General features: G+C 63.2%; 15 protein-coding genes and 1 pseudogene. 9 read left to right on the forward strand and 7 right to left on the reverse strand.

Features of this window, described 5'->3' with window-relative positions:
• Nucleotides 1-98: 98 nt before the first annotated feature.
• From B2V90_RS11605 to B2V90_RS11625, 5 genes are all read right to left on the reverse strand, one after another.
• Nucleotides 99-371 (reverse strand): hypothetical protein, encoded by a 273-nt coding sequence (locus B2V90_RS11605; RefSeq protein ID WP_037516067.1) that lies wholly within the window; start codon nucleotides 369-371, stop codon nucleotides 99-101.
• Nucleotides 372-383: 12 nt separating this feature from the next.
• Nucleotides 384-668 carry a hypothetical protein gene (locus tag B2V90_RS11610; RefSeq protein WP_037516064.1) on the reverse strand — a complete coding sequence of 95 codons (285 nt, stop codon included), beginning with the start codon at nucleotides 666-668 and terminating at the stop codon, nucleotides 384-386.
• Entirely contained in the window at nucleotides 668-985 is a 318-nt protein-coding gene (locus tag B2V90_RS11615; RefSeq protein ID WP_037516061.1) for a hypothetical protein, read from the reverse strand. Before B2V90_RS11615 ends, B2V90_RS11610 begins: the two co-directional genes overlap by 1 nt.
• A gap of 266 nt (nucleotides 986-1,251) precedes the next feature.
• Entirely contained in the window at nucleotides 1,252-1,785 is a 534-nt protein-coding gene (locus B2V90_RS11620; protein WP_037516058.1) for a hypothetical protein, read from the reverse strand.
• A 413-nt stretch (nucleotides 1,786-2,198) separates the two neighbouring features.
• Nucleotides 2,199-3,509, reverse strand: coding sequence for an alginate export family protein (locus B2V90_RS11625; protein WP_245892687.1), 1,311 nt, complete (start codon nucleotides 3,507-3,509; stop codon nucleotides 2,199-2,201).
• A gap of 79 nt (nucleotides 3,510-3,588) precedes the next feature.
• Between B2V90_RS11625 and B2V90_RS11630 the strand changes: the two genes are divergently transcribed.
• From B2V90_RS11630 to B2V90_RS11640, 3 genes are read left to right on the forward strand one after another with little or no spacing between them, the layout of a single operon-like run.
• The gene (locus tag B2V90_RS11630; protein ID WP_080727134.1) at nucleotides 3,589-4,542 is read left to right on the forward strand and encodes a chromate resistance protein ChrB domain-containing protein; all 954 of its coding nucleotides are present in this window, start codon (nucleotides 3,589-3,591) and stop codon (nucleotides 4,540-4,542) included.
• Nucleotides 4,539-5,951, forward strand: coding sequence for a chromate efflux transporter (gene chrA, locus B2V90_RS11635; RefSeq protein ID WP_037516055.1), 1,413 nt, complete (start codon nucleotides 4,539-4,541; stop codon nucleotides 5,949-5,951). Before B2V90_RS11630 ends, chrA begins: the two co-directional genes overlap by 4 nt.
• A 4-nt stretch (nucleotides 5,952-5,955) precedes the next feature.
• Nucleotides 5,956-6,681, forward strand: coding sequence for a superoxide dismutase (locus tag B2V90_RS11640; RefSeq protein WP_037516052.1), 726 nt, complete (start codon nucleotides 5,956-5,958; stop codon nucleotides 6,679-6,681).
• Between the two features lie 10 nt (nucleotides 6,682-6,691).
• On the opposite strand, the gene B2V90_RS11645 is transcribed toward B2V90_RS11640, so the two are convergent.
• On the reverse strand, nucleotides 6,692-6,961 hold the full coding sequence (locus tag B2V90_RS11645) for a metal-sensing transcriptional repressor (RefSeq protein ID WP_037516050.1): 270 nt from the start codon (nucleotides 6,959-6,961) through the stop codon (nucleotides 6,692-6,694).
• A 91-nt stretch (nucleotides 6,962-7,052) separates the two neighbouring features.
• On the opposite strand from B2V90_RS11645, the gene B2V90_RS11650 reads away from it, so the two are divergent.
• The 5 genes from B2V90_RS11650 (at nucleotide 7,053) to B2V90_RS11670 (ending at nucleotide 14,539) form a co-directional block, all read left to right on the forward strand.
• On the forward strand, nucleotides 7,053-8,387 hold the full coding sequence (locus tag B2V90_RS11650) for an MFS transporter (protein ID WP_103097443.1): 1,335 nt from the start codon (nucleotides 7,053-7,055) through the stop codon (nucleotides 8,385-8,387).
• 65 nt (nucleotides 8,388-8,452) lie between these two features.
• Complete coding sequence (locus B2V90_RS11655; protein WP_103097430.1) at nucleotides 8,453-8,830, forward strand: hypothetical protein; 378 nt, start codon at nucleotides 8,453-8,455, stop codon at nucleotides 8,828-8,830.
• Nucleotides 8,831-8,883: 53 nt separating this feature from the next.
• Nucleotides 8,884-10,152 (forward strand): TolC family protein, encoded by a 1,269-nt coding sequence (locus tag B2V90_RS11660; RefSeq protein WP_037516042.1) that lies wholly within the window; start codon nucleotides 8,884-8,886, stop codon nucleotides 10,150-10,152.
• Nucleotides 10,149-11,300, forward strand: a complete 1,152-nt coding sequence (locus B2V90_RS11665) for an efflux RND transporter periplasmic adaptor subunit (RefSeq protein ID WP_037516039.1) — start codon at nucleotides 10,149-10,151, stop codon at nucleotides 11,298-11,300. The genes B2V90_RS11660 and B2V90_RS11665 overlap by 4 nt, the downstream gene beginning before the upstream one ends.
• Entirely contained in the window at nucleotides 11,297-14,539 is a 3,243-nt protein-coding gene (locus B2V90_RS11670; protein ID WP_037516031.1) for an efflux RND transporter permease subunit, read from the forward strand. Before B2V90_RS11665 ends, B2V90_RS11670 begins: the two co-directional genes overlap by 4 nt.
• 435 nt (nucleotides 14,540-14,974) lie before the next feature.
• On the opposite strand, the gene B2V90_RS11675 is transcribed toward B2V90_RS11670, so the two are convergent.
• Nucleotides 14,975-15,907 (reverse strand): hypothetical protein, encoded by a 933-nt coding sequence (locus tag B2V90_RS11675; RefSeq protein ID WP_252364876.1) that lies wholly within the window; start codon nucleotides 15,905-15,907, stop codon nucleotides 14,975-14,977.
• 386 nt (nucleotides 15,908-16,293) lie between these two features.
• On the opposite strand from B2V90_RS11675, the pseudogene B2V90_RS11680 reads away from it, so the two are divergent.
• A pseudogene (locus B2V90_RS11680) lies at nucleotides 16,294-16,818 on the forward strand (GIY-YIG nuclease family protein); the annotation flags it as partial.
• Nucleotides 16,819-16,852 lie beyond the last annotated feature (34 nt).

Raw genomic sequence — 16,852 nt, forward strand, 5'->3', positions numbered from 1 at the left:
TGGGGCTGGGACAGCGCTTACGATTCAGTCGATGGACTTCGGGAATGTATCTGGCTTCATTCCGGTGAGGAGCTCGTCCAAGTCATAGGACCGCCCCGCTAGTCAATGACGACGCGCCCTTGCGCATTGCGAATTTGATCGAGCACCCTCTTTACAAGCGCCCAAGGTCCATCGCTGCGAGCATGCGAACGTACCTGCGTGCGAAGATCGAATGCTGCCACCTGCAATCGCGGCGTGTCTCGCTGAATAATATGGGCGGAATAGCCGCTCACCTGCGATAGACCGCTCTCATTGACGACTTCCATGCGCCCGATTTCAAACGCACTGGCTTCATGGCCTCCCGGCCATATTTCGACTTTCACGACAAGCATCTGATCTCCTGCTCAGTCGAGCGTGATATCCTCCCGCGTGCCTCTCTCGCGGAGACGATAGCGGGTGTTCTGAGTACGTATCAGCCCGCGCGGCACAATAAGGCGCATCGGTGTTCGGAGAGCCGAGGTGATGACCCATTTGCCATCAGGGTAGCGCTGGCGTTGATCATTGAAGATTCTCCCCGCCAAGCGCAGTTCCTTGCGGGCCGGATCAAACGTTCTCATACTGGTGACGAGCAGCCATTCAGCGAGGTCAGCATCAGGGGGAACCGGCGACCGAGGCTGTACTTTTGGCATCAGTCATCTCGCCCCCAAAACATCGCAAAGCCGTCATGATCGAGTTCGTCCGGCCGATCTCGCAGTTGCAAATGCTTCGGCAGTGCAAAGGTCGAAGGTATCCCTCGCTCAAGGATCTCTTCCGCAGGAATGGACAAGCTGACGATCCGGGCATCAGCATTTATGATCTGCGTTCGGACCTCGCCCCGCCACGCACGAAGGTTGAGCGAAACCTCGTCAATCTGAGTGATCCCCTCCCGCTCGAGGAACTCCATTAAAGGGCCAGTGATCTGCTCGAGGCTGCTGGGGCTAAGCTTGCCGTTAAATTTCAAGTGCATTGGGTCACCCCTCTGTTTCGACAAGGGCGACCGGCAAAAGCCGGGTGTTGGAAACCTGATCGGTAGAGCAGGCGCATGCGCCTTTACCCTCACGGGTTGGACATGCGCGCATGCCACCCGGCCTCATAGAGAAACCGAGTCTACCGAATTCGGGGTTTCCACGCCCCATCGCCGGGTTTGATCGACGACACTGCGTAGGTCGCAGATCATCCGCGCATCTGCAAGTCGTCAGTTCGCGTTAACAGCGGCTGCTGTGGAGATCCGCGTTAGGCACGATCGTCACGCCAAACGGGTCTCCATCCGCCTGTCGATCTCAATGTACTCCATGTCGATCGAGAATTTCCAGCTATGACGGGCTGGAAGAAGTGCCACTGCTCGGTCGCGGTATCAGCCAAAAAGACGTAATCTGGGCAGTCGCTCCGTCCAGCGAGCGCGGCTTCGAGCGCGCGGCCTATGACCACATGGTTGCTGAGCGCAATGTCGGACCATTCGAGAATGAGGAAGGTCGTATCGCCCAGAACCGTGCATTCAGTCAGCTTGGGCAGTTTCTTGTCCAAGGCCGTCCGCATACGAATCAGTCGCTGTTCCTCAATATCAACCCCTGCCTTTCGCGAGAGAAACAGCGCCCCGTCGTGGCGCCCACTTTCGGACCAGTGCACACGCAGCGACAGCGTTAGCGGGATGCCATCGACGACGGATTCCCGCCGCCCTTGATAGCCGTGCGGGGCGTGATGACGATCCTTACGGAATGGGCACTCTTCGTGAAGCTCCTGGCCGGCTTCGATGATCCAATCGAGCAAACGCTCCCGCAGCTGCTCATGTGTATGTTCCCGGATGCGAGAGCGTGTTTTCCGAAGGAGGCGCATGTGTCCGGCTCTGGCCGGTAGGCGACCGTCCGGTTCCGAGTTGGGTTTCTGAGATAGCTGACGCTCACTCGGTGTCGGCTGCCGACCAGACTCAGTCGTTCACAACTGCTCCCTATAAGGTCTGGGTATGCCGAAAGCGGCCGATCATTCCGGTCCAAGCGGACCATCAGCATCGCGCCCCATCATCGGTCGTCAGCAATCTATCGAGAACGCCCGAACTTTGCGAGACAGCTTGGCGGGCTCAGCCCGATGAAGATGGGCAATATGCCTACGCTACAGCGCTACGATAGCGTCCGCCATGCGATCCACTCACATTGCCCGGCTCCCAGAACAAAATTCTAAGTCGCTTAGAAAACGGCGGTGAGATTGAATGACCCATAGCGCGTCCATCCCTTTGCCGGTGCGTTGGGCGCTTCACGGAGCAAACGCCCCTTCGCCAGCAAAAGCCCATCAAATTCGAAACGTAGTCGATCAGGAACAAGCCAGTAACGAAGCCGCACTTCAACTTGATTCCCGGCAAAGCTTCCCGACAGCCCGCCGGCATCGCGGACGCCGGTCGTAGAAAAACTGTCTTCACGCGCGTCAGCCCACATCGCGCGATAAACGACTAACCAGTCGAGCCGCTTGTTCGGTGTCGCCTCTAGTCGAACACCAGGTGTCACGAGATTGGCGCGCCCGATGGCATTATACAGGCCGGCCGGTGCCAGCTCGGCGCGGCGCATGCCGAAAAGCGTATCGAAGCGCCCGTAATGGCCACCTGGTTTGTGGCCGCTCGCCCGATCGAATTCGATCGATAGGCGCGGTTTCCAAGGACCGGCAAAGCTAAAGCCGACATCCGCGTGCAGAAAGCTCGCCCTTACCAACTGCGAAGGCGCAAGCGCGGCCGTCGACATGCTGATGTGACCGGTCTGATAGAGTGCTTCCATCTCGAAATCGACCTTGCCGGCGCGCGGTTCTGCGATGAGCCGGCCACCGATGGTATCGAGCGACCGATCTCGGGTCGGACGGCCTGGCGCATCGCGCTCCCCCAAATGAAAATAGGTCATCTCAGCCATCGCCGGGCCGATCGCCTTCGCCTTACTGATCTGGCCGCCCCAGAGCACGAGATCGAAACTCTCGCGGTCGAGCCTGACCTTGCTGCTGCGCAGGCTGGCATTGTCGTCAGGAAGCCGAACCTGCGGCAACGTGTATATCAGCGTCGCCTTCCAACCGCCGCGCGCCGATATATCCGCGCGAAGCCCGGAATAGCCATTGGTAGTGTTACGATAGTCGTCGGCGGCGACCAGCCGGCGCGAGCCGAGATTGAGCATCATGCGCCCGGCGGTCAGCGTCAGCTTCGAACCCTTCCCGAACACATTGTCGAAGTCGCCCGCGACATAGGCTTGGACCGGCTCGAGCGTGTTGACCTCGTTGGTGGTGACGGGCGTCCCATCACCCTCGCCCCACACGCGGCTGTCGTAGAGCTCGATCGCCGCACGCCAATGGTCCGAACGATATTCGGCGAGAATGTTGGTGCGCAGGTTCACGAGATCATCGCTTTGATTGAATCCGACACGCGGCTGACCGTCGATGACCTCGTAGCGCAGGCGCATCGCGCCCGAGAGCGACAAGCCGTCGCCTGCCTGCTGCGCCTGCGCGGCGCCTGGAGCGGTAGCCACGACCAGCGCTGATACCAGCCAAGTTAGTTGTGATATATGTGTTCTATCGAATCGCATTGTATGATATACATGCACCATTATGGCATCGATCGAAACTGCGAACTGGCTGGCTCTGCTCCATCAGCTCCCGACCAAGCCACCCTATCTGCGGGTGAAGGTCTGGCGGAGGCTCCAGACGATCGGGGCGGTGCCGCTCAAGAATGCTGTGCACGTCCTTCCCAAGAGCGATGCGAACGAAGCGACCCTACGCGTCTTGCTGGAGGAGATCGTCGTGGCGGGCGGCGACGCCATCCTGCTCGATGCGATCCTGCTGGCGGGACAGAGCGATGCCGACGTGCGCGGATTATTCGATGCCGCGCGCGATGCCGATTATTCCGAGATAGCGCAGGCGGCCCGCCTGCTGCTTGAAACCGGGCCGGCAAGCGGCGCCGAGATCGTGAAGCTGGAGAAGCGCCTCGGCGACGCCGCAATGCTCGACTTCTTTGGGGCACATGGGCGGCAGGATGCCGAGGCTGCGCTCGCCGAGCTTGACCGTCAGCGCTACCAGCATCCCGACGTCAGTCGGTCGATGCCGGCCTCGGACGAACCGCGCGATCTAATCGGTAAAACCTGGGTGACCCGGCGCGGCGTGCATGTCGATCGCATCGCCTGTGCCTGGCTCATCCGCCGGTTCATCGACCGCAATGCAGTCTTCAAGTTCGTCGATGGACGCAGCTATGCGCCCGAAGCCGGAGAGCTTCGCTTCGACATGGCCGATGCAGAGTTCACTCATGAAGAGGATCGGTGCAGCTTCGAGACCATCGTCATGCGCGCAGGCCTGGGCGAAGACGCCGGACTCGTCGCAATCGGCGAGATCATCCACGACCTCGACATTGCTGACGCCAAGTTCAACCGGCCTGAAACAGCGGGTCTCGGCGCGATGCTGTCGGGCGTGTGCGCATCCACCGACGACGATCTGGAGCGTATCGCAAAGGCCGGCGATGCGCTCGACCAGTTCCACGCCTTTTTCAGTGCCCGGAGGGTCGAGCGATGAGCAGCGTTATCACCGACGAGCAGATCGCGCTCCGGCTCAAGGCGCATGATCACGGCATTGCCTTTGGCGAAGCGGTGCGGGTTTGGGCGCGGATCGCAGCACTGAGTTTCGGCGGCCCGGCCGGGCAGATCGCGGTGATGCACCGCATCCTCGTCGATGAGAAACGCTGGATCGGCGAGGAGCGATTTCTCCACGCGCTCAACTACTGCATGCTCCTGCCGGGGCCGGAAGCCCAACAGCTCGCCATCTATATCGGCTGGCTGCTCCACAAGACGAAAGGCGGGCTGGTCGCAGGCACATTGTTTGTGCTGCCGGGCTTCCTCGCGATCCTCGGGCTCAGTTACGTTTACGTATTACTCGGGCATGTCCCGCTGATCGAGGGCCTGTTCTTCGGGCTCAAGGCCGCCGTGCTGGCGGTGGTGGTACAAGCGGTGGTTCGCGTCGGATCGCGCGCGCTCAAGAACAGTGTCATGCGCGGTATCGCCGTCGCCGCCTTCGTCGCGATCTTCTTCCTCGGCGCGCCGTTCCCGCTGATCGTGCTGCTCGCCGGCATTGTCGGCTATGTCGGCGGCCGATCTGGCAGTCCAGCGTTTCGCGGCGGCGGGGGCCATGGTCCGGGCGGCGGCGCGATCGTGCATGACCGTGATACCGCGCTGGGAGAAGCGCTGCCCGAGCATGCCCGCGCCAATCTCGGGTGGTCGCTCAAGATCTCGGGCGCGCTGCTCATGCTCTGGCTTGCACCAGTGCTGGCGCTCGTCCTGTTGCTTGGTTCCGACGACGTCTATGCGCGCATCGCCACGTTCTTCAGCCAGATGGCGGTGGTGACCTTCGGCGGCGCCTATGCGGTGCTCGCCTACGTCGCGCAGCAGGCGGTCGACCAATATGGCTGGCTCAAGCCCGGCGAGATGCTCGACGGGCTCGGCATGGCGGAGACCACGCCCGGGCCGTTGATCATGGTCACGCAGTTCGTCGGCTTCCTCGCGGCCTATCGCGATGCCGGCGGGCTGGCTCCGCTAATCGCCGCGACGCTCGGCGCCATCCTGACCACCTGGGTCACCTTCGTGCCGTGCTTCCTCTGGATCTTTGCCGGTGCGCCGTTCATCGAGCGGCTGCGCGGTAACAAGGCCTTGTCGGCAGCACTGACCGCGATCACGGCCGCGGTCGTCGGCGTCATCCTCAACCTCGCCATTTGGTTCGCGATCCACACGCTGTTCGGCCGCGTGCAGCCGATCGGAATCATGGGCCACCGCTTCGACGCGCCGGTGCTGGCCTCGATCAACTGGCCGGCGGCGCTGCTGTCGGCCGCCGCCGCACTGGCGATCTTCCGCTTCAAGCTAGGTGTGCTCACCGTCCTCGCCGGCTCCGCGGCGATCGGCGCGGCCTGGTTCCTTTTCGCTCAAGGAGTATGAGCCCATGACCGACGTTACACGACGAGGTGCTGTAAAAACCCTTGGAGCGAGCGCCTTGCTCGTCGCCGCAGCCGATGGTGCGGTTGCGCAATCGGGCGTCGCCGCTCCCGTACCCGCCTTCACCGGCAGCTTCCAGCCCAAGCCGCTCAAGTTCGATCCCGCCAAGCTGCCCGGCCTTTCGGAGCGACTGCTGAAATCGCATTGGGAGAACAACTATCAGGGGTCGGTCAAGACGCTGAACGCAGTGCGGTCGCGTCTTGCCTCGGCCCTTGCCGACAAGGATGCGCCGCCAGCGATATATGGCGGTCTCAAGCGCGAAGAGGCGCACCGGACCGGCTCGGTCGTGCTGCACGAACTCTATTTCGACGGGCTTGGCGGCAACGGTCAGGCGGGCGGCCGGATCAAGCAGGCGATCGACGCCGCCTATGGCTCGTTCGCGACCTGGGAGGCCGAATATCGGCGCACTGCCATGTCGCTCGCCGGCGGATCGGGCTGGACGATCCTCTCCTACAATCTCCACACCGGCGCGCTCGGCACCAGCTGGTCGTGGGACCATATGCATGCGCCGGCCGCCGGCATTCCGCTGCTGGTGCTCGATATGTACGAGCACAGCTTCCACATGGACTATGGCACGCAGGCCGCCAAATATATCGACGCCTGGTTCGCCAATCTCGACTGGGAGGAGGTCGACCGGCGTTACGCGCGGGCGGCTGCCATCGCGCGCGGCTGACGAGAGCCCCTCACCAATATTTGGAGATGGCGCGGAACTGGTCGATCGCGTGCTGTGGGCCTTCGCCTTCCTCGGCGTGGACGAGGCAGTGATCGATATGGTCGTTGATCAGCGCTCGCTTGGCGCTGGCGATAGCGTTTTCCACCGCCTGCAATTGCTGGGCGATGTCGACGCAGGCGCGCTCCTCCTCGATCATCCCGACAATGCTCTTGAGGTGCCCCGCCGCACGATTGAGGCGCTTGATGATCGCGGGATGGGAGGAATGGGTCTGATGGGCCATGCAATCCTATCCCACGGGCGACGATCGCTGTCGAGAAAATATCCCCCCGGGGGGATAGACATGTATCCCCCAGGGGGGATATGGGATGTGGGTGTTCGAGGTGCTCGCCAATCGCGTCTATCGCCATCTGTTCCTCGCCCAAGTGATCGCGCTGGTCGGCACCGGCCTCGCGACGGTGGCGCTCGGGCTGCTTGCCTATGACCTTGCCGGCGGCAATGCCGGTGCCGTGCTCGGCACGGCGCTCGCCATCAAGATGGTCGCCTATATCCTCGTCGCGCCGATTGCGGGCGCCTTCGCCGATCGCGTACCGCGCAAGGCCCTGCTGGTGGCGCTCGACCTCGTCCGGGCCGGCGTCGCGGTGTTCCTGCCGTTCGTCAGCGAAGTCTGGCAGATCTACGTCCTGATCTTCGTCCTGCAATCGGCATCGGCCGCGTTCACACCGACCTTTCAGGCGACCATTCCCGATGTGCTGCCGCAAGAGCGCGACTATACCCGCGCGCTCTCTCTTTCCCGGCTCGCCTACGACATGGAGACACTGACCAGTCCGGTCCTGGCGGCCGCGCTGCTCACCGTGATAAACTTCCACTGGTTGTTCTCGGGCACCGCCCTCGGCTTCCTTGCATCGGCCGCGCTCGTCGTCAGCTCCGGCCTGCCCAGCCTCGTCAGTCAATCGACCGCCGTCCGCGACGGCATATATGCCAAGACCACGCGCGGCATCCGCATCTATCTGCGCACGCCGCGTCTGCGCGGCTTGCTCGCGGTCACGCTTTCCGCCGCTGCCGCGAGCGCGATGGTCATCGTCAACACGGTCGTGATCGTCCGCGCGCTCGGGCTCGGCCAGCGCGAGGTCGCGATCACGCTCGCCGCCTATGGCGGTGGTTCGATGCTGGCCGCCTTTGCACTGCCGCGCATTCTCGACCGGTTTTCCGATCGGCGCGTGATGCTGATCGCGTCGGTGGCGCTGGCCATATTGCTCGCGGGCCTTGCCGCAGCCGGCTTGACGGCGCCGGGCCACTCGCTCGCATGGCCGGTCATTCTCATCGGTTGGCCGTTCCTCGGCATGGCTTATGCGGCAAGCATCACGCCATCGGGCCGCCTCATCAAGCGCTCGGCGAACGCCGAGGACCGGCCGGCCCTGTTCGCGGCCCAGTTCGCGCTCAGCCATGTCTGCTGGCTGATAGCCTATCCGCTCGCCGGGCAGCTGGGTGCGGCCTCTGGGTTGTCAGCGGCGTTTGCCGCCATGGCGGGTCTGGCGGCTTTCGGTACGGTTGCGGCTTTGCTGGTCTGGCCGGCACGCGACGCGACCACGGTCGAACACAATCATGACGATCTTCCGGCCGATCATCCGCACTGGCGCGATCACGGAAAGTCGGGACACGACTATGTGATCGACGATCTTCATCCACGCTGGCCGCGCCGGTCATGACAGCAATATTTGCGATAGTGCGGGATTACTTGCCGCTCATGCACCGTGGCGATAGGTTGCGCGCCATGGCCCGACCGTTGGTCCTTGCTTCCCGCCGCGCGCCGGCGAGCCGTCTGCAGTGCGTCGCCGCATTGTTGGGACTGCTCGCCATGATCGGCGTGATCGGGCTTGCGACCTGGCATGACGGCCTGCCGCACAGCCATGCGCCAGTTCATGCCGCGAGCATCGATACCGACCACCATGACCATGCTCCCTCGGATCAGCCCGATCCGTCGGACGCGCTCCATCTGGCAGCTCATGCCGTTGCCCAGACCGTGGACCTCTCTTCGCGACCGCTGGTTAGCGTAACGCTGTTCATCGTGTCGCTGCGCTGGACGCTGGTCACCACCAGCCTGCCGGTCTCGGCGAGGCCCGTCGAGATATTGCGACCCCCACGCGGCTGAACGCTCGGCGCCGATCTGGCGCGCGTTCGACATGCCGTTAAGGGGATTGATCCATGAGAGCCTATTCAGGCCGGCTGCCGCGCATTGCGGTGACCGGCATGCTGGTCGCGAGCGGCGCGCTGCTGCTTGTCCAGTCAGTGCGCGCGCAGGTTGCGCCGCCCTTCGCCACCTTGCTGCGCGACAGCGAGAACGCACCCCGTTCGGCAGCGATTGCCGCCGATGTCGCTCGCGCCGAAGGGCTTGCCGAACAGGCTCGTGCCCGCCCCAACCCGACCGTCAGCGTGATGGCCGAGAACATCGCGGGCCGCGCGCCCTATCGCGGCTTCGACGGGGCGGAGAACACGCTCCAGTATAACCAGCCGTTCGAACTGGGCGGCAAGCGCTCGGCGCGTATTGCTGCCGGAGAGGCCGAGGTTGGCGTCGCGAGAGCAAGAGCCTCGGGTGCCAGGGCGACCTATGCCCACGATCTCGCGCTCGCCTACGCCATGGTTGAAATCGCCCAGCGCCGCGTCGAACTGGCTGATGACGAGGTCGAGGAAGCCGAGGCCGACCTGAAGCTCGCACGCGCGCTGGTTGATGTCGGCAAGGAAGCAAGATTGCGGAGTCTTCAGGCCGAGTCCGCGCTGAACGCGCTGCGGGCCGATCGCGACCTCGCACGCGCCAATTTGACCGGCGCGCTGGCGCGGCTGTCCGCCCTTGCCGGTGCGCCCCAGACCTTTACCGGCATCAGCGGCTCGGTGCTCGCCATGTTCGAGCGGCCGGCGATCGTCGGCCCGGTCGATGCCGGCAGCTCGGCGATCTACCGGTTGGCGCTCGCCGAACGCGACGCGGCGGCGCTGCGCATCCGGGTCGAGGAGAAGCGCGCAATCCCGGACGTCACCGGGCAGCTCGGCGTGCGCCGTCTGGAGCGCGACAATGCGACCGCGATGATCGTCGGGGTCTCGGTGCCCCTGCCGCTGTTCGACCGCAATCGCGGCAATGTCGCCGCGGTCCGCGCCGAGGCGCAGGGAGCGGCCTCGCGCGCCGAGGCTGCGCGGATCGAGACCGAAGCCGAACTGCGCGGCGCCATCGCCCAGGCCGAGGCGAGCGAGAGCCGCGTGACGGCCGCGCAAGCGTCGCTCGCAACGGCCGATGAAGCCTATCGGCTCGCCCGGATCGCCTATGAATCCGGCAAGGCACCGCTGATCGAATTGCTCACCGCCCGCCACAATCTCGGCAGTGCTCGCGGGGTCGTGCTCGACACGCTCGCCGCGCGCTTCGCCGCCAACGCTACGCTCGCCCGCCTCCAGGGCCGCACCATCACCGGAGACCTGATCCCATGACCTCCGACAAGAACCGCCTGTATATCGGCTCCGCCGTCGCTCTCCTGCTTGCCGCCGGCGCCGGGTTCGGCATCGCCCGTTTCACCCAGCCCGCGCCACCCGCTGCGCAAACCCCCGCCGCCGAGGCGAAGCCGGGCGACGATGTCGCCATCGACGCTGCTGGTATCCGCAGCTCGCAGATCGTGGTGGCGCAGTCTGCCTCAGGCGAACTCGACGCCGCGATCGCAGCCAGCGCCACGGTGGATTCGACTCCCGACGCCGAAGCGGTGCTGACACCGCGCGCGGCCGGTACCGTCGTTCGCATCTTCAAGCGCATCGGCGATCCGGTGCGCGCAGGCGAAACGCTGGCGCTGGTCGAGAGCCGCGACGCTTCGGCGATCGCCGCCGACCGCTCGGCGGCAAGTGCCCGGGTCACGCTCGCCACGAAGCAGCTGGCGCGCGAGCGCAGCCTGCTGGCCCAGGGCGTCAGCCCGCGCGCCGATTATGAAACCGCCGAAGCCAATCTCGCGGTTGCCCGCGCAGATGCGATGCGTGCCAGCGCCGCCGCAGGGGCCGCGCGGGTGGCGGGTGACGGCCGCTCGGTCGCAGTGGTGAGCCCGGTCAGCGGGCGCGTGACCGCCGCGTCGGCAAATCTTGGCCAGTTCGTCTCCGCCGAAGCTGAGTTGTTCCGCGTCGCCGATCCCAGCCGGTTGCAGATCACGGCGAGCGTGCCGCCCGCTGATGCGACCCGCGTGCGGGTGCGTGACCGCGTCGAGTTGAGCCTCGCCGATGGCGCGATCATCGCCGGGCGGGTCCGGTCGTCGACCGGGGTCGTCGATGCGCAAACTCGGGGGGCGACCGTCGTCATCGAGGCGAGTGCCGGGAGCAGCGTGCTTGCGCCAGGGCAGCTCGTGCAGGCGCGTATCTTCGCCAGTGGCGGCGCGACCAAAAGCGGCGTGATGGTGCCACAGGATGCGGTGCAGACGCTCGGCGAGCGCACGGTAGTGTTCGTTCGCACAGCCGCCGGGTTCAGGGCGCAGACGGTGCAGGCAGGCGCGCGCAGTGGCGGGCTGGTCGCGATCGTCTCCGGCCTCAAGGGCGGGACACAGATCGCTACGACCAACGCCTTTCTGCTCAAGGCCGAACTCGAGAAGGAGTCGGCGGAATGATCGGTCGCATCCTTGCGCTCTCGGTTCGCGGACGATGGCTCGTCGCGTTCCTCACGCTCATCGTCATCGGCTTCGGCGCGTGGCAGATCACCAAACTGCCGATCGACGCGGTTCCCGACGTTACCAACCGGCAGGTGCAGATCAGCACCTTCGCGCCCACGCTCGGTCCAGTCGATATCGAGAAACAGGTGACCTTCCCGGTCGAGACCGCGCTCGCCGGTATTCCCGGGCTGCAGATGACGCGCAGCTTCTCGCGCAACGGCTTCAGTCAGGTGACCGCCGTGTTCGAGGATTCGACCGACATCTATTTCGCGCGCCAGCAGGTGACCGAGCGGATCGCGCAGGCGAAGGACAGCCTTCCGGCCGGCGTCCAGCCCAATCTCGCGCCGCTCAGCACCGGCCTTGGCGAGATTTTCTTCTATTCGGTCGCCTTTCGTCACCCCGACGGCAAGGGCGGTGCCGAGCATGTCGATGGCAAGCCCGGCTGGCAGACCGACGGCAGCTACCTCACGCCCGAGGGTGAGCGGCTGACTACCGAACTGGCGAAGGCAGCCTATCTGCGCACCGTGCAGGACTGGATCATCCGTCCGCAGATGCGCAACGTGAAAGGCGTTGCCGGCGTCGATTCCAACGGCGGCTATGTGAAGCAATATCTGGTCGAGCCGAACCTCAATGCGCTCGCGACCTACGGCCTCTCGATCACCGAGCTGGCCGATGCGCTGGAGAAGGCCAATTTGTCGGCAGGCTCCAACTATGTGCGGCGCGCCGGTGAAAGCTTCCTTGTGCGTGCCGACGCGCGGCTCCGCTCGATCAGCGAGATCGAAGAAGCGGTGGTCGCGACCCGCGGCGGCACCCCGGTGCGGGTCAAGGATGTCGGGCAGGTCGTGATCGGCGGCGCGGTGCGAACCGGCTCGGGCAGTCGCATGGGATCGGAGGCGGTCATCTCGACCGTGCTGATGCTGGTCGGCGAGAATAGCCGCATCGTCGCCAACAGCGCCGCCGAGCGCCTGACCGAGATTAACAAGGCGCTGCCGCCCGACGTCTTCGCCGAGCCGGTCTACAACCGATCGAAGCTGGTCAACGCGACGATCGCGACGGTCGAGAAGAACCTCGTCGAAGGCGCATTGCTGGTCATCGTTATCCTGTTCCTGCTGCTCGGCAATGTCCGCGCGGCCCTGATCACCGCGGCGGTCATCCCGATCACCATGTTGATGACGGCGGCGGGGATGAATGGCCTCGGCGTCTCGGGCAATCTCATGAGTCTGGGCGCCCTCGACTTCGGCCTGATCGTCGATGGCGCGGTGATCATCGTCGAGAACGCCCTGCGGCGCCTTGCCGAACGACAGGAGCATGAAGGGCGGTTGCTGAGCATGGACGAGCGGCTTGAAGAGACCACGCTTGCGGCCAAGGAGATGATCCGCCCAACTGTCTATGGCCAGCTCATCATCTTCCTCGTGTTCGTGCCGTTGCTCACCTTCCAGGGTATCGAGGGCAAGACCTTCTCGCCGATGGCGGTGACGCTCATGGTCGCGCTGGCGAGCGCGTTCGTCCTGTCGCTGACTTTCGTTCCGGCGATGCTGGCGATCCTCATCAAGGGCAAGGTCAGCGAGACAGAGGTCAAGCCGATCCGATGGTTCAAGGAGAAGTACGCCCCGCTGCTCGAACGCGCAGTCGCTCGCCCTTTGCCGTTCGTACTCGGCGGCGCGGGCATATTCCTCGCGGCCGTGCTCGCGTTCGGGCTGCTCGGTGAGGAGTTCATGCCTCAGCTCGACGAGAAGGACATCACGGTCACCAACTTCCGGGTGCCGTCCGCCTCGATCGATCAGTCGACGCAGATGCAGCTCCAGATCGAGAATGCCCTCAAGACCCTGCCCGAGGTGGCGCTGGTCTTTTCCAAGAACGGCAACGCCGATCTCGGCACCGATCCAATGCCGCCAAATGCTTCGGACACCTATGTCATTCCCAAGCCCGAGAGTGAGTGGCCGGCCGAGGTGCGGAGCAAGGAGGATATCCTCAAGCGCATCGAGGCGCGGATGAAGCCGCTGATCGGCAACCGCACCGAGATTCAGCAGCCGATCCAGATGCGGTTCAACGAGTTGATTGCGGGCGTGCGCGCCGATGTAGCGGTCAAGCTTTATGGCGACGATCTCGACCAGATGAGCGGTGAGGCGCGGCGCATCGCGGGCGTGCTGCGCTCGATCCCCGGTGCGGGAGATGTCAGCGCCGAACAGACCGACGGTGCGCCGACGTTCGACGTCAAGATCGATCGACTGGCGGCGGCCCGCTACGGTCTGACGGTCGAGGAGGTTGCGAACACGGTATCCGCGGCGCTCGGCGGTCGCGAGGCCGGCCTTCTGTTCGAAGGCGACCGACGCTTCTCGGTCGTGGTCCGGCTTCCCGACGCGCAGCGCGACGATCTCGAAACGCTGGGGGCTATCCCGATCATGCTGCCCGCTTCGGACGGGCAGGTCGCGCGATCGATCCCGCTGAGGGAAGTGGCGCGGTTCAGCTACACGCAGGGTCTCAACCAGATCAGCCGTGAGAATGGCAAGCGCATGGTCACCGTTCAGGTGAATGTTCGCGGTCGCGATCTGGGCGGGTTCGTCTCGGACGCGCAGGCACGGATCGGGGCGATGACGCTGCCGCCGGGCATGTACACGGAATGGGGCGGCACGTTCGAGAGCCTGCAATCGGCACGGCTGCGGCTTTTGATAGTCGTGCCGATCTGCTTCGTCGCGATCTATGCGCTGCTCTATCTGGCGCTTGGCGGGTTTATTCCCGCAGCCATCGTGTTCTCGGCCGTGCCGATGGCGCTTGCGGGCGGCGTCTTCGCGCTGCTGTTGCGCGGCATCCCGTTCTCGATCACTGCGGCGGTAGGGTTTATTGCATTGTCAGGCGTCGCGGTCCTCAACGGCCTCGTGATGATGAGCGCAATCAGTAAGCGACGGGACGACGGTGCGGGCGGGGACAAAGCAATCATCGATGGCGCCATGGAGCGCGTGCGTCCCGTGCTGATGACGGCACTGGTCGCAAGCCTCGGGTTCGTTCCGATGGCGCTAGCAACCGGAACTGGCGCGGAAGTTCAACGACCATTGGCGACCGTCGTGATCGGAGGTCTCATAACCTCCACGGCGCTCACATTGCTCGTGCTTCCGGCAATTGCTGCATTCGTCGATCGATGGCGGACCCGATTTGATGGAGTGCAAGCGCAGACCCCAGTCATTTCACAATCTGGCTGAGACGTCGCAGCTGCGGCCGCTTTTGACAATAGCCGCCATTGGCGCTGCGGGCGCCAAATGGCGGCTTAGTCCCAGCCCCGGTCACAAGCGGACTGGCGACTCATGGGCACGCCATTTTCCCAGTTGAACGGCTTGGTTGGGCGCGTAGAAGCCTTTGCCGCCCTCGACCCATCGTTGCCTTTCAGGTTCTCATTTCAGTTTCCCAGAACCAAACATTCTCTGGAGCCCCGACCACGGCGGAAAGCCGGTGTAAACGACTGTCCAATCAGGAGCCGGATTGCGGGAATAGCTGACGCTTACTCTGACTCCGCTGCCGACGAAAAAAGGTCGTTTAGATCTGCCTGGCAGACGTCCAAATCAAAAAGCAACTGTCGATGGGGCGCCACTAGGGCAACTGCCTGATTGCCTCAATTTGGACATGAGCGAGGAAGCATCTCAGTCTTCCCGCAAAATCTTTTCCTGCATGTGAGAGCAGTAGGAGCAAAGCCCTTCATCGAGCCCGTCTAGATAATCCTGTATGCTGATGCCTGCTCCGCAGCGAAAACATTCAGCGTTAAAATCCAAAGCTTCGCCGCAGTTCGCACAACCGTCTTCCCCTTCCAACAACGTCGACCGCCCGCAAACGGGACACTGATAGATCGGGCCATCCTCGAATGCATCCTTGTAACGGACATACGCCTCGGCTCCATGCGCCTTCTCGATCGCCTGTTCGATGGCATCGGCTACATCTACATCTTGCCCGCAGGTCTTGCAGCGCAGCTGTGCGTAATCTTGGCTCTCGTTTTCGGGTTCGACCTGCTCGACGAGCTCGGACTGACAATCTCCGCATTTGATGACTTCAGCCATGATTGAGGAAGATCGCCATCTAATTTTCTCTAGTGTGGCCCGCGCTTCCCGGAGCTCTTGGTCGTACAACTCCTTAGTTTCCAGCATGGTTGTCCATGCTTCTCCCAAAAGCGCGACTGGATCTTCCTCCATCTGGCGAAACAGGGAAGCCACAACCGGAAAACCCTTGCTGATCGCCGCGCGGATCGCGGTCGCCGACTCCGATGTGTAGTGATGTTCCATATCGTTGCGGATGGTGTTGAGCGCTTTGAGCGCCTTATGGTCCAAGGATATTCCGAAATCTTTGGCGCGTTCACCGATTTGCTGAAAGTCTATGGTCGAATGGCCTACTTGTGCCAGCTCGATGCCGCCCTGACCGTCTGGCACAGGCTTAAGCTTGGCACCAATGACGTGCTGCGGATCAGCATTCGGGACTGCTCGGATCAGCGCCTCCTTCGCAAGCAGGAGCACACCCGCATAGAAATTACGGACCGCTGAAATATCGCGATCGTGATCCTGCTGGCGGAAATCCTCGACTCCCATCCGGATCGAAGCAGTCGCGTTCTCTAACAATGAAGGCATAGTCTCTCAGGAGATTGCAATGAATGCCTGCCAATTAGATGATTGGCGATGATTCTTCTATCGGCCAAGCGAAGTTCGGGGCGAGGAAACTGACTCGCTCCGGCAGTGAGGCATAACTCAGCGTGTAGACAAAGTGTTGAGTGGAGGAAATGGACGTGATGATATGTCGCGTAGGAACGACCCGCATCAGCGAACTTCCGCCCCGCCCAATAGAGATTTCCGTCAGTGCTCAAACTGAAAGTGCAAGAGCTATGCCTGTCTACTTCATCTACCAATTGAGCGCTGGCGAGCCGTTGCTGAAAATTGGACGCGCCAAGGACATTTAACAGCGCCGCGACGCGCTACAGACCGGAAATCCGCATACGCTGGTGCTGGTTGGGTGGATTGAGTCCAATACGGAAAGCCTCCTTGAGGCAGAGTTGCACCGCAAGTACCATGCCCACCGCGTCGCAGGCGAGTGGTTCCATCTCGAGCCCGGCAAAATTCTGGAGGATCTGGTGCACGCCGGCAGCGATGGCTTCGTCGCTCGGCATGCCGACGCATTCGAAATCATCGGCCATGATCGTGACGCCGTCCCAGAATATCTCGGTGTCTGGGAATGGGCGGACCTCGAATTCGAAGAATGCTGTCCATTCTGTGGTGCCATGTGCGGGATGCACTTCCAGGAGGCATCCCAAGCCTATCATTGCATCAGCTGCGGACGTCTGAGCGACTTCTCCCATCAGACGCCAGACTTCGACACTGAAGAGGCATATCGCGCCTGGCTGGCGGACAATCCTCCGGCTCCCCCCACAGGAATGGACCGGCTCGCGATTTTGGGCGGCGCACCGGATTATCCCGAGCATCTTCGCCGCAATGGACGTCTGCGTTAGTCCGTCAGCGCCAAGCTGAGATCCGTGATCGCAT

It is taken from the genome of Sphingobium sp. UBA5915, from assembly GCF_002431195.1.
Lineage (GTDB): Bacteria > Pseudomonadota > Alphaproteobacteria > Sphingomonadales > Sphingomonadaceae > Sphingobium > Sphingobium soli.